This window comes from Caminibacter pacificus, from assembly GCF_003752135.1.
GTDB classification, from domain to species: domain Bacteria; phylum Campylobacterota; class Campylobacteria; order Campylobacterales; family Nautiliaceae; genus Caminibacter; species Caminibacter pacificus.
Window position 1 is genome coordinate 203,762 of the sequence record NZ_RJVK01000003.1, and the last position, 13,909, is coordinate 217,670.

Annotated in this window: 14 protein-coding genes; all 14 read right to left on the reverse strand. The window is 28.8% G+C overall.

All coding sequences use genetic code 11. From position 1 onward, the window contains the following. Positions 1-9 precede the first annotated feature (9 nt). The 14 genes from EDC58_RS07385 to EDC58_RS07450 all read right to left on the reverse strand — a co-directional run bounded on the left by EDC58_RS07385 (position 10) and on the right by EDC58_RS07450 (position 13,898). A complete protein-coding gene (locus EDC58_RS07385) occupies positions 10-2,739 on the reverse strand; it encodes a FlgD immunoglobulin-like domain containing protein (RefSeq protein ID WP_123352879.1) in 2,730 nt (909 codons plus the stop codon). A gap of 9 nt (positions 2,740-2,748) precedes the next feature. Beyond that, positions 2,749-3,789, reverse strand: coding sequence for a FlgD immunoglobulin-like domain containing protein (locus tag EDC58_RS07390; RefSeq protein WP_123352880.1), 1,041 nt, complete (start codon positions 3,787-3,789; stop codon positions 2,749-2,751). After that, on the reverse strand, positions 3,786-4,610 hold the full coding sequence (locus tag EDC58_RS07395; protein WP_123352881.1) for a TolB family protein: 825 nt from the start codon (positions 4,608-4,610) through the stop codon (positions 3,786-3,788). The genes EDC58_RS07390 and EDC58_RS07395 overlap by 4 nt, the downstream gene beginning before the upstream one ends. Before the next feature lie 56 nt (positions 4,611-4,666). Continuing rightward, entirely contained in the window at positions 4,667-5,122 is a 456-nt protein-coding gene (locus EDC58_RS07400; RefSeq protein ID WP_123352882.1) for a chromate resistance protein ChrB domain-containing protein, read from the reverse strand. Further along, positions 5,119-5,820, reverse strand: coding sequence for an ATP-binding cassette domain-containing protein (locus tag EDC58_RS07405; RefSeq protein ID WP_123352883.1), 702 nt, complete (start codon positions 5,818-5,820; stop codon positions 5,119-5,121). Before EDC58_RS07405 ends, EDC58_RS07400 begins: the two co-directional genes overlap by 4 nt. Beyond that, entirely contained in the window at positions 5,807-6,706 is a 900-nt protein-coding gene (locus EDC58_RS10020) for a hypothetical protein (protein ID WP_211325238.1), read from the reverse strand. The genes EDC58_RS07405 and EDC58_RS10020 overlap by 14 nt, the downstream gene beginning before the upstream one ends. 542 nt (positions 6,707-7,248) lie before the next feature. Continuing rightward, positions 7,249-8,199, reverse strand: a complete 951-nt coding sequence (locus EDC58_RS07415; RefSeq protein ID WP_136779826.1) for an extracellular solute-binding protein — start codon at positions 8,197-8,199, stop codon at positions 7,249-7,251. Positions 8,200-8,236: 37 nt separating this feature from the next. Then, positions 8,237-10,318, reverse strand: coding sequence for an elongation factor G (fusA, locus tag EDC58_RS07420; protein ID WP_123352886.1), 2,082 nt, complete (start codon positions 10,316-10,318; stop codon positions 8,237-8,239). A gap of 80 nt (positions 10,319-10,398) precedes the next feature. Then, entirely contained in the window at positions 10,399-10,869 is a 471-nt protein-coding gene (rpsG, locus tag EDC58_RS07425) for a 30S ribosomal protein S7 (RefSeq protein WP_123352887.1), read from the reverse strand. A gap of 215 nt (positions 10,870-11,084) precedes the next feature. Further along, the gene (gene rpsL / locus EDC58_RS07430) at positions 11,085-11,468 is read right to left on the reverse strand and encodes a 30S ribosomal protein S12 (protein WP_123352888.1); all 384 of its coding nucleotides are present in this window, start codon (positions 11,466-11,468) and stop codon (positions 11,085-11,087) included. 66 nt (positions 11,469-11,534) lie between these two features. Continuing rightward, complete coding sequence (locus tag EDC58_RS07435; RefSeq protein ID WP_123352889.1) at positions 11,535-12,173, reverse strand: C39 family peptidase; 639 nt, start codon at positions 12,171-12,173, stop codon at positions 11,535-11,537. Beyond that, complete coding sequence (locus EDC58_RS07440) at positions 12,170-13,027, reverse strand: hypothetical protein (RefSeq protein WP_123352890.1); 858 nt, start codon at positions 13,025-13,027, stop codon at positions 12,170-12,172. Before EDC58_RS07440 ends, EDC58_RS07435 begins: the two co-directional genes overlap by 4 nt. Before the next feature lie 3 nt (positions 13,028-13,030). Further along, on the reverse strand, positions 13,031-13,516 hold the full coding sequence (locus EDC58_RS07445; RefSeq protein WP_123352891.1) for a hypothetical protein: 486 nt from the start codon (positions 13,514-13,516) through the stop codon (positions 13,031-13,033). Positions 13,517-13,526: 10 nt separating this feature from the next. Continuing rightward, positions 13,527-13,898 carry a hypothetical protein gene (locus EDC58_RS07450; RefSeq protein WP_123352892.1) on the reverse strand — a complete coding sequence of 124 codons (372 nt, stop codon included), beginning with the start codon at positions 13,896-13,898 and terminating at the stop codon, positions 13,527-13,529. Between the last annotated feature and the right edge of the window lie 11 nt (positions 13,899-13,909).

Below are 13,909 nucleotides of genomic sequence, written 5' to 3' on the forward strand. Positions count from 1 at the left end.
TTTCCTTCCTTAATAATATATTCTGAATACGTTATATTTCATAATTGACCTATATCCGGTTTCATCCACCGCACGAATACCTACGGTATATTTACCCGGTCTTAGATAAACACCGTTATTATCCTTACCGTCAAACAATACATACGTATCTCCGGCTTCTATGTTATTATAGGTTCTTGTAGCTACAAGCATACCGAGCTCAGCATCGTAAACTTCAAGTTCGATTTTCGCTTTTTTATTTAATGAAAATGAAACTTTTAAAGTTTTCTTATCATTTGCATTAATATCAGGACTAAAAATAGAAGGAGAAACTTGAACGTTATCAACCTCGGCACCGTTTCTAACGTAGATTACATTATCAGCAAGTCTATATGCCCAAATTCCATATAAAAAGTAACTTCCGGGAGGCGGAGTGATAAAAGCTCCATTATCGTTTTGTGAATACCATACGTCAGTATATGTCCCAGCTCCCAAAGGCTCTCTGTTTCTAAAAGTAATTACCCTAGTATTTGACCAACTATATCCAACAAAAGATATAACTTCTGAAGGATAATCTATTCTAAAAGTAATTGTCATTGGTTTATTTTCAAAAGGGTATATATACCTGTCTGAATTTGTTCTCCAAGGATTATATGTATTTCCTCCGGTAGTATCTCTTAAATCATATGTAAATAATTTGTCATCGATTTTATAATTAACCACGACATAATAATCACCTTGCGGAAGTTCATTTCCGTTATCATCTTTCCCGTCCCACGTATAATCATAAACACCTTTTGCAAGTTCTTCCCAAGTCTGCAAAACTTTTACTATATTGTTTTCCCTGTCTTTTACAACAACCTCAACCGGTGAAGCCGCTCCAAGTTCCACTTGAATCTCAGATGTTTCAGCATTAAACAAATCTATAGTATGTTGTTGAATCGTTAAAGTTATTTTTTGATTAATTTTTACTTCCGCAGCATCATAAGTCACTCTATCATCCGTCGTAGTTATTCTTACTACCGGATAAAACGTACCCGCTTTTTCATATGTATATTGAGTATTTGCAGTTTCTGTTGAGTTATAATCATAAATTCCGTCTCCGTCAAAATCCCATTCGTATAATTTCACTCCTTTATTTAAAGGATCTTCCACATTTGCAGAAAAACTTACTTGTAAAGGAGCATCTCCACTATTTGGGGAAACTATGGCAGTAACAGTAGGAGAGCCTTCATCCGATGCTAAAACTGTAGTCGTAGGAGCGGTATATTCCGTTACGGCTCCTTTTTTATCCGCTACGATAAGTTTAGCCTTATATACTCCGGTTTTTGTATAAGTATACGAAGTAGTACCTGTTGTAGTAGAATTATAATCATAAATTCCGTCACCGTCAAAATCCCAAGCATAATAATCAATTCCGTCACTATCACTCGCAGTTACGTTGAAACTAACTTTTAAAGGAACCTGACCGTTAGATGGAGATATACTCACATCTACACTCGGAGGTCTATTTAATATATGAACGATAACATTTCCGATTGCAGTATTTCCATTTAAATCCACCACTTTTAATGTTACATTATAATCTCCTGGTTGATAATAGATATGCGAATAACTTTGTGCGGTTATATCATGACTATCATATATTCCGTCACCGTCAAAATCCCAATAATAATCTTGAATAGCATTATCAGTTTCAACTTCAGGTGAAAATTTAATAGTTGCCGGAGCATATGCAGTATCCGGATAAGCAACAGGAGTTGCTTTTAGTGTTTTTTGTTCTTTTACATATAAATTAAAAGTCATTATTTTTGAATTTCCGGCATTATCTTTGGCATAAACATTAAATATCAAATCTCCGTAATTATAAGGATTTTGAGGCACATATTCGAAAGTATCATTTCCATCATATTTTAATGCATACGTTTCATTCGTTTCGTTAAACTCAATATATACCGAATTAATATTTACTCCGCTTCCGTTTTCATCATCATAAATTTTAAACACAAGAGGCGTCATCGGATCCGTTATAATATTTTCAATAGGGCTTATTAACTCTATACTAGGAGGAATACTATCATATTGAGCTTTATAAGCAAATTTTTTAATCGCTATATTTTGAAGATTGTCTTTTGCAATTATTTCAATATTAATATCATAATCCGGTAGAGGATTATTTTTTGGAGGTGTTATTTTTAATTTTCCATTGCTATATGTAAAATAATTTATAAATTTATTATTAATATTTACTTGAATTGAATCACTATTAACCCCTGAGCCTTTATCGGTTATATTAAATTCAAAACTAGTATATTTATCTCTAATCGTTTTATTAATATCAGGAGAAATTACACTAATTTCAGGAGCAACCGAATCAATATATATATTTATTTTCTTATATCCGGGTTTTAAATTACTATATTGAAATTGCTTTTTTAAAGGTATTTTTAGTTCTATCGTTACATTTCCTTCCGGAAATTTTTCGGTGGGATGTAAAATAATAAAAGTTTCTCCTAATTTATTATTTTGGTCTACTATTGATTGGTTTGTATAATCTTTATTATTTATTAAAATTTTTCTATTATCTAAATCTAATTTCATTGCGTATACGTTTTTAATCGAAAAAGTAATTTCAGGAGTATTATTGTTTAACTTTGTTCCATCTTTCATATCGGAATCTATAACATATTTATCACTATTACAACCGAGAAAAAACAAACTCATAATTAAAAAAACTAAAGAAAAAAACCTGCTTCTCATTTCAACCCTTTATTTCTGTACTTTGAATTTAATATTTTTAACACCCACTTTTCCATTAAAAGCCGTTATATTAACGGTCATAATATGCTCACCTGGGCTCAAACCGTTTGGCAAATAACTCCACGTCAAAGGAACATATCCCATTTCTTCTTCAGATACAAACTTAAAATCCACAAAAAAACTCACTTCGTACTTAATTGAATTAAATTCTTTTTCGTCTTTCTTATCCATTAATACTTTAATTCTCACTCTTTTATCGTTTTGTACAATACTCGGTATTTTGATATTCACTTTCGGATCGACATCATCGATTCTGCATAAATAATAGTGATAAGAAATATTTTTTCCATTTATTTGCGGTTTAAAATTCGAAAGTTTTTTATTACATTTAAAATTATGATTTTTATAATATGTCAAATAATCTATTTTATTATTTCCGTACGTAATAATTGAAAAATCCGGTAGAGCAAAAGCACTCACACTAATAACAAAAGGTATAGTTGAAAAATTTACGACTCCGTCTTTGTCTTTTAAATCCCAATGCTGTCTTATATAACCTTTGTCTTTCGGAACCCAATTCGATATAACACTTAACATAGGACCGTTTAAAATCCCCGCTCTTATTAAAACTCTTGCAGGTTTTGACAATTTATAATAAATATTTCCGAATCTATCATATTTAGCATTTAAATCTTTTAGAATTTCCCCTCCGGTATTTTCAAAACTAAGTGTTTGAGAATTTTTATCATCAGTTGCTTCAATACTCACCATATATGCTTCATCAGGAACAATTTCTCCCCATTTATCTTTTCCGTCCCAAACAATATAATGCTCTCCTTTTTTAAATTTTTTTTCTATTCGTTTTATTTCGTTTCCGTCGGGAGTATAAATTTTTAATATAACTTTTGCAGGTTTATTCAATATAAAATAAATATTAAATTTCTCATTTTTTATCGGTGAAAAAGAGTTTTTATTATATTTTTTTAACGTAATAAAATTCTCAGAAAATAAAAAAGAAATCAATGTCAAAAACAAAAAAACATACCTCATCTAATTATCCTTAAATTTCTTATTTTTTTTATCTCGCTATCAATTTTTAAAATTGTTTCTTTCCCATTTTCTCGCTTTACTATAAAAGAATTTCCGTCTCTTTCTCTAATAAAAATAATTCCTTTATCATATACACCAGGGAATAAATCATTACCGTTACTAAAAGTAATTCTTTTTGTTTTATTCGATTTGGTCTCATATTTGAATATTTGATATTTTCCGTCTATTAATGATGAAAAATAAATTTCGTTTTTCGTTGCAAACGGTTGAAAAGAGATAGTATTTCTTAGTGTCAATTGTTTCGCATAGCCGGTATCTAAATTTTTCATCCAAATTTCTTCTATTACATGACCGCAACCGTTTACACAACTTACATTCGAATAAATTAAATTATTATTTTGAATAAAAGGCTCTAAAGAAGTAGAATGCTGAAAATGAAGTAAGGATATCGTTCTATTTTTTAAATCTATACTAATAATTTCTGTTTTTTTACTATTTTTATTTTTTAATTTTACTACCGCTATTTTCTCTCCGTTGTCATAAAAATAAGGCTGTGTAAAAGAATCTTTTTTTGAAGAAATTAAGACGGACTCTTTTTTGTCTTTTATTAACCTTAAATTTTCATCCGAACCTAAATAAACTATTTTTTTGCCATATATATCATAGTTTCTTATTTCATATTCAGTATTAATCTCTTTACAATGACTATTCTCACATATATATAAATTCCATTTGGAATTTTTCAATCCCACAAAAGAAAATTTAGGTGACTGAGCATAAGAAAACATTATAAGAAACAAAACAAAAACGATATTTCTCATTGACACTCTTTTTAAAAAGAATTTAATCTAAATTTAATTTTTTTGTCAAATACTTTTTAATATTTTTTACAAAATTCATCTATAAATAAAAATAATCGTTTCAATTTTACTTTTCCGCTCTTTTTAGGAGATAAATTTCTCAATCTATTTTCAAAAGCTAAAATATCCGGAAATTGATTCTTCATCCACGGCATAATTTCTAATACCTTATCTATCTTAATCAATCTTTTTATACACTCATTGCTTTTTATTTTATTTTTATACAAAAATATCTCAAAAGCGGTAAATCTTCCGTTTCTTTTTATCTTTGCATCGGAAGTATTTATTTTTATAGTTTTTTTCAAATTAATCGCACTTTTTTTATCAACTAAAAAAAACTTCGCATCTTTATCCTTATATTTTTGTATTGCCCAAAAAGTCAAAGCGGTATCAGGCTCTAAGGGATAATATCCCACGTAGCTTTTCGCAAACGCAAAATATAAAAACAAGCAAAAAATAAAAAATTTTTTCATATCAACCCTCTCCACTCTTTAATCCACTCGGACCTACTCGAATCCATATCCTTATATAAACCGTCAAATACAATTTTTCCATTCTCAAAAACTATTACTCTATCCGAATTATCAATTCCGATATAATTATGTGTAATATTTATTACACAAAAATTATATTTTTTATAAAACTCTTTTAAAATTGAAGATATCTTATTGATATTTACTACATCCAAATTTGAAAAAGGTTCATCTAAAAATAAATATTTAGGTTTAGAGGCTAAAACTACAGCACAAGATAGCCTCTGGCGCTCGCCAAAAGAAAGATTTTTAGCTTTTTCTTTTTTTCTATTTTGTAAATTGAAAATTTCAAGAAATTCATCCGTTTCTTTTTGATATTTTAAAGTTTTGCCATTTGATAAAACAAAATTAATATGTTCTTCAACACTCAAATGCTCCCAAATCAAATTATTCTGTGATAAATATGCGATATTATTTCGAAATCTAATATCGGTATTAAAGATTTTCTCTTCTTTTTCTATTTTATAAATTTCGGATTTACTTTTAATCAAATTCAAAATAGCTTTAATAAATACACTCTTACCACTTCCTGATTCACCGATAATATGTACTTGTTCGCCTTGCTTAAAAACAATATTTTTTACATTAAGTTCAAAACCGTTTTTAAATTTCAAATTACAATAATCAACTTTTATCATCTCTAAACCTTAATAAAATAATCATTCCCGTACTTATTAATACAAATAAAATTTGCACTAACTCTAAAAATTTTACCGTATTATAATCTCCATAATGTAACAAGTTGTATACTTTTACGATATATGTTTCCAATCCGGGAGGCGATAATAATATTGTAATTGATAAATCGTTCAATAAATAAATTAATGTCATAAAAAAAATCACAATCCATATTATAAATTTCTCAAACACCAATACTTTCATTATATAGTTAATTGTTGATAATTTATTTGCTAAAAAGCTATCTGTTCTTTTTTGAAACAGATACAACATAATCAAAACTATTGGTAAAGAAATATAAATATTTCCTAAAAAAAACAATACGTAATAATTATTAATAATCTCACCAAAAAAATTTAAAATAAAAAATCCTATTATAGAATGAGGAATTAATAAATATACAATAATAAAGAAAAATAAACCTTTATAATAATGAACCTTTAAAAACTTTTTTAAACCGATAATTAAAAGCTCTCCCAAAAATATTACAAATAACGTTATAGGAGTATAAATCAAAAGCGTTTTTATAAAAACAACTAAATTCTCATCTATTTTTAATGATTGAAAAAATATTTTCGATATTAAACTTTGAATTAAAACAAGCAACAATATAAAAAAAACCGATAAAATTATACTACTTATAATTTTTTGATTTTCGAACAAAACTAAATTCGAAAAATTAAGATATTTTCTATTAATTATATATTCGTTATCTATCAACAATAGATAAAAAGAGAGCAAAAAAATTAAAATAACCTGAAAAGAAACGATTGAAAATATCTGATTAATATTATCCGTCAGCATTATAAAAGATATGATTTTTTCAGAAATGTTTTTTATTCCCAAAAAAGAAGCTATCTCTTGAGAAGAAAAAGAAGACAAAAAAATAAAAATTAAAAAAAAACCGATATGTTTCCAAATTTTTTTCAAAACGATAAACTTAAAATACCTCCAAAAAAACTCAAATTTATTAAAATGATACAAATAACCTGAAAATTCATATTTTAATATAAAAACAAAATAAACTATTCCCCAAGGTAAATAATGCAAAAAATTAATAAGAATAACCAATAAAAAATCATTATGAATAAAATTTTCAAACAACGAAAGGTATGTATATTTAGAAACACCGAATAAAACAATTAAAAATACGAATAAAAGTTTTTCTTTATTTGTTATAAAAAACAGTGCAATAATTATAGAAAATATAACAACCGATATTGAAGTAACTAAGGAAATTAAAAACGAGTTAATAAATTCGATAGATAAAAAAAAGTTTTTAAAAACATCAAAATCAAAAAAACTAACTATTTTAAAAAAAATAAATACGAACGGCAAAAATAGAATTAAAAAAAACACAACCCACAATAAAAATGATAATTGTAATTTCATAAAAACTTTCTAAGTAAACCTGTACTTTTATTTAAATCGTTTATATATATATTCGGATTTAAAGTCCAAGATTTAATATTATATCGATATCCGTTTTTAAAAACGGACGATTTAAATAAACCCTCGTCAATTAGAAATTTTTCGGTTTTTCTATTTAAAACAAATTTCATAAATTTTTTCGCTAAATCAGGATGAGGAGCGTTTTTAATAATTGAAATCGTAGAAAAAATGCCGAACACACCATTATTTGTTTGATTATAATAAATAATTTTAATAGGAAGTTTATGTTTTAAAGCTACGTTAGCATCATCTGTATCTACTATACCCACTACATATTTACCTTTAGCAACCATATCTTTTACAACTGAATTCCCTGCTAAAATAACAACTTTTGAATTCTTTATTTTTTTTAATAACTCGATAAAACCCTTCTCTCCCAATTTATGATATAAAGCTGCAAAATGAGTAGCAGTTGTGCCCATAAAAGGATTTGAAATTGCTATTTTTTTATAATTCCAAATTTCTTTAAATTTTTTAGGAATCTTTTTAATTTTATTCTTATTTATGATTATAACACGATATCTCTCACCCAATGCAAACCATTTTTTATTTTTATCATAATAGTTAGAGTTTCTGTATAAAGAGACATTAAATTCAAGATATGATTGAAAAATTTCTTGTTTTGCTAATCGAGCAGTCCTTAAAGGTTCCGAATTCCAAAAAATATCAGCCTGAGGATGATTCTTTTCAAGTAAAAGACGCTTCTCCAATCCAACAGCTTTCGCAGACTCAACATCATAAACCGGTTTTATTTTTATGCCGGTTTCTTTTTCAAATTCTTTAAATATTTTAGATGAATATACTTCATCTACGGAAGTATATACAACTAAATATTTTTCTTTTTCACAACCGCTAAAAAAAAATCCCATTAAAATAATAAAAATCATCGACACTTTGTTTCTAATTTTAAAGAAAAACAAGGGGTTACCCTTGTCTTTCTTTGATGATTTCTTCTGCGATGTTGTTAGGTACTTCTTCGTAATGATCGAATACCATTGAGTAAGTACCTCTACCTTGAGTCATACTTCTTAGGTCTGTTGAATACCCGAACATTTCAGCAAGAGGTACGAATGCCGTAATTTTTTTGATTCCATGTTGATCTTCCATAGAGTTTACTTGACCTCTTCTTCTGTTGATATCACCGATAACGTCCCCCATATATTCTTCAGGAACTTCGATTTCAACTTTCATAATAGGCTCTAAGATAACAGGATTTGCTTTTTTCATACCTTCTTTAAACGCCATAGAACCAGCTAACTTAAACGCCATTTCAGATGAGTCAACTTCATGGTAACTTCCGTCGAAAAGTTCCACTTTAAAGTCAACTACCGGGAATCCGGCAAGTACACCTGCTTGAGCCGCTTCTTGAATACCTTTATCAACTGCAGGGATGTATTCTCTTGGAATTACCCCACCTTTAATTAAATCAACGAATTCATAACCTTTTCCAGGCTCTTGTGGAATCATTCTGATGAATACGTGTCCGTATTGACCTCTACCACCAGATTGCTTTGCGTATTTGTATTCTTGTTCAACTTGGTTTTTGAATGTTTCTCTGTATGCAACTTGAGGTTTACCTGTATTACATTCAACTTTAAATTCTCTTTTAAGTCTGTCTACAATAATTTCAAGGTGCAATTCACCCATACCTGAAATAATAGTTTGTCCGCTTTCTTCATCTGTTGTTACTCTGAAGCTCGGGTCTTCTTCAGCAAGTTTTTGAAGTGCAAGCGCCATTTTTTCTTGGTCGGCTTTAGTTTTAGGTTCAACAGCTACGCTGATAACCGGATCAGGGAATTCCATTTTTTCAAGAATAATAGGTCTGCTTTCATCACAAAGAGTATCCCCTGTCAATGTATATTTAAGACCGACGATAGCTCCGATTTCTCCGCTGTAGAATTCAGGAACTTCTTCTCTTTTGTTTGCGTGCATTCTTAGAAGTCTACCAACTCTCTCTTTTTTGTTTTTAGTTGAGTTAAGTACGTAACTTCCCGCTTTAATAACACCTGAATAAAATCTTGTAAATGTTAATTTACCAACGAACGGGTCGGTCATAATTTTAAACGCAAGTCCTGAGAACGGTTGATCATCACCAGGGTTTACGCTGATTTCTTCACCTGTTTTAGGGTCGATACCTTTAATCCAAGTAACTTCAGTAGGAGCAGGTAAATAATCGATTACCGCATCAAGTAGTGGTTGAACACCTTTGTTTTTGAACGCAGTACCGCAAAGCATAGGAACGATTTCAAGCTCAAGTGTTGCTTTTTTGATAGCTTTTTTGATTTCTTCTTCAGTTAACTCTTCACCTGCGAAGTATTTTTCCATTAATTCTTCGTCAGTTTCAGCTACCGCTTCGATTAGTTTTTCTCTGTATTCTTCAGCTTTTTCTTGAAGTTCAGCTGGAATATCTTGAATTTCATATTTACTTCCAAGAGCAGCTTCGTCTTCCCATACAAGAGCTTTCATTCTTACAAGGTCAACAACACCTTTGAAGTTATCTTCAGCACCGATAGGAATTTGAATCGGAACAGGGTTAGCTTTTAGTCTTTCTCTGATTTGTTTTTCAACGTTATAGAAATCAGCACCGATTCTGTCCATTTTGTTTACAAATGCAATTCTTGGTACATGGTATTTGTTTGCTTGTCTCCAAACAGTTTCAGATTGAGGTTGTACCCCACCAACAGCACAGAATACCGCAATAGCACCGTCAAGTACTCTCATACTTCTTTCAACTTCGATAGTAAAGTCAACGTGCCCCGGTGTATCGATGATGTTGATTTGGTGATCTTTCCAGAAACATGTAGTAGCCGCAGAAGTAATTGTAATACCTCTTTCTTTTTCTTGCTCCATCCAGTCCATAGTAGCCGCACCTTCGTGCACCTCACCGATTTTGTGGCTTACACCTGTGTAGTAAAGAATTCTCTCAGTAGTAGTTGTTTTACCTGCGTCGATGTGAGCAGCAATACCGATATTTCTTACCTTTTCAATAGGCGTTTTTCTTGGCATATTATCTCCTTGTTTGTAATTGTAGTGTTATTGAGGAAAAGAGGAAAGAGAAAAAATTATATATTCTATCCATTATTCTCTTACCATCTGAAGTGAGCGAACGCTTTGTTAGCTTCAGCCATTCTATGAGTATCTTCTCTTTTCTTGAACGCTGCTCCTCTTTCGTTAGCAGCATCCCAAAGTTCGTTTGCAAGTCTTTCAACCATTGTTCTTTCGTTTCTGTTTCTTGCAGCATCAACAATCCATCTGATTGCAAGAGTTTGTTGTCTCTCAGGTCTTACTTCCATAGGTACTTGATATGTAGCACCACCAACTCTTCTACTTCTAACTTCAAGTAGAGGTTTTACGTTTTCGATAGCTTTAAAGAAAATATCGATACCTTTTGTACCTTCTTCTTTTTCATTAAGTCTCTCGATCGCTCCGTAAACAATTCTTTCAGCTAATGTTTTTTTACCGTCCCACATAACTTTATTAATAAATTTTGTAACTACTTCGCTGTTATATACCGGATCCGGCATTACAGGTCTTTTTGGGGCTCTTCTTCTTCTCATTATGTCTCCTTCTCTTCAGTTTTTAGTCGTCATCAGACGACCCTTACTCTACCTTTTGGCAGTGAGGAGCAATTTCAAGTTAAAAGTTAAAAGTGAAAAATTAAAACTCAATAACTTTTCACTTTATATTTTACACTTTTCACTTATTATGCTCCTACTATAACCAAAACCAACGAATGCTATTTTTACCTCAACTCTAACACGCTATTAAAAAATTATTTTTTACCAGCGTCAGCTTTTTTAGTACCGTATTTACTTCTTGAATGTACTCTTCCTTTAACACCCGCAGTATCAAGAGCACCTCTAACGATGTGATATTTAACCCCTGGTAAGTCTTTTACCCTACCACCTCTTACAAGCACGATGCTGTGCTCTTGTAGGTTGTGTCCTTCACCAGGAATGTAACTAATTACTTCGTATCCAGAAGTTAGTCTAACTTTTGCAACTTTTCTTAACGCTGAGTTTGGTTTTTTAGGAGTAGTAGTATATACTCTCGTACAAACCCCTCTTCTTTGAGGACAGCTTACAAGTGCTGGTGATTTAGATTTTTTAATCACCTTTTTTCTACCTTTTCTTACTAATTGGTTTATAGTAGGCATTTCCTTCCTTTTTCATAAAGTTTTTAGTGCGGAATTATATCAAGATTTCCAATTTTTTACAAACTATTATTTCCCTCGAAAAGGGAAAGGAATATCATTTTTAAATTTTAAAAAATCAATAATTTTATCATCCTGTCCATTTCTTATTTTTACAAAATCCCAATTTATATCAATATTTTTATTTTTAGGTAAAATAAGAAGCATATATCCTTTTTTTAGAAAAAAAATTTTTTCAAAATATTTAAAAGGTAAAACAGTATTTCCAAAAGTAGGATCAGCTAAATAAACCTTATAGTTTTTAACTTTTTTCAAAACACTAAAATGATAAAAACCCCCTAAATTCAAATAAATTATTACTGGAATTTTTAATTTTTTCAATAAATTAATATTTTTAATTTCAATTCCTTCTGCTTTAAAACCAAAATATTTCGCTGCATTTGACAAATCTAAAAAAGAAACCTCATCGTTTTTTTTATTTTTAAAAAAATATTTCAATACATCTTTTTCTTTTATGTTTTTATTATAAAAATAATGTAAAATAGTAGCCAAAGAAGCACTTCCGCAACTATAATCAAAATTTTGCTTTTCCACATTTTTATCCCTATAATTAATCCAACTGTGTGAAGAGAATAACACCGATTTAGGCAAATTATAATTTTTTGCCAAAAGTAAAATGCCTAAAACAAGAAATAATATTTTTTTCATTTGATATCTAAAGAGTATTCAATAGATATTGTGTTTTGAGGAGTTAAATTATTTTGCCAAGAATATTTAACATTTAAAGAAGAGTGTATACCAATTTGATAGACTAACGAAAAATTTGGCAATAATAATACAACATCATTATCGGAATAATTACCGTTTATCTTATCTTTTTTAGAATATTGCACATCAACACCAAACCCTATTGAAATTAAAGGATTAATATTAAATATAACATTCGGAGATACATCATATATATTTCCATATTTTATCGAATTTTGTCTATAATTTAATTTTCTATACAGAATATAACTAAATTCAAAATTAAACACTAAAGGATCAATAGTCCAATAATTACCTATTGTAAAATTAAAATTTGTGAAATTTTTATTTTTTCTATTATTATCAAATTGAATATTTTCTATTGCATTTGTAGTAATTTTTAAATAATATGCAGGAGTTTCAGTTTCTTGTTTTATGTTATACAATGTACCGATACTTAAATAATTAAATCCTTTTTGATAAATAGTTTTATAAGGCTCATTCAAAGATTTTAAAAAAGAAAAATAATAGTCAATAGTAGCAATAAAAGATAATTTTTCATTAACTGAATATTTGAATGACATATAAGTATCAATATATTCTTTTAACTGATTATTTACACTATTAACAGGAACTTTTACAAAATCACCATTCAAAGTTTTCAAGACAATCAAATTAGTATTACTATTTGAAGAACAAGAATTAATATAATTAAATCCGGTTGAAATATTAATTTTATTATTGTCCTCTATTGTAAACATTTTCCCAAACAATAAAAAAGGGAAAGGGAATAATAAAAAGAATATTTTTTTCATTTTTTAAAATTGATACTCTAAATTTAATGTAGTTCCATATGTGTATTTTATGTCTTTATGATTTATATATGTATAAATTTCTTTTAAATTTAGAGACCAATGAGTACCAAAGTTATATAATAATCCAGCCTTTAAATTAAAACCAAACTTATTATCATAAACTCCATTATCATCACCTATTTCAATAAAATTTATACCACACCCTACAAAAGGCATAAAATTTACATCATTAAATATAAATTTATCGTAATTTAATGAGTAAGAAAATAATCCTAAATCATTTTGTGTATCAAAATTTAAATTAGAAAGATTTAAATAAAATCTATCCTTATTATTTTTATAACCAAAATCAGTTGAAATATTAAACCCATTATATTTTTTACTTTTGCAAACTCCTAAACCAACACTAACATATTTTTTATAATCGTTTGAAAATGACATACCAAACAAAAAAACAAAAAAAGAAAAGAAAAAAATAATTTTTTTCATTATAGCTCCTTTACCATGCAATAGAATAAGCAAAACCTTGAAAAGTAGGATAAATTGCACCTCCAGTATATATAGCTCCAATTACACCAATTGCCTGTAAAGCAAGTCTATATCTTCTCCATCTCGGTATTCTTCTAATTTTTTTATAAATAGAATGGCTCCAATGTCTAATTGAATGTCCGAAATGTCTAAGAGAATGTCTAAAGTGTTTAAACCAACCTGCACCTTTTATTTTCGTCATATCGGTTTTATTTAACAAAACAATTTCAGAAGATTTAACACCACTAAAAGCAAAATCAATATCATTCTGCTTTAGATTTGAAGCAGAAGCAAGTCCGACACTAAAAAATAATACCAACAAAACTTTAAGTACTTTTTTCATCACTTCCTCCT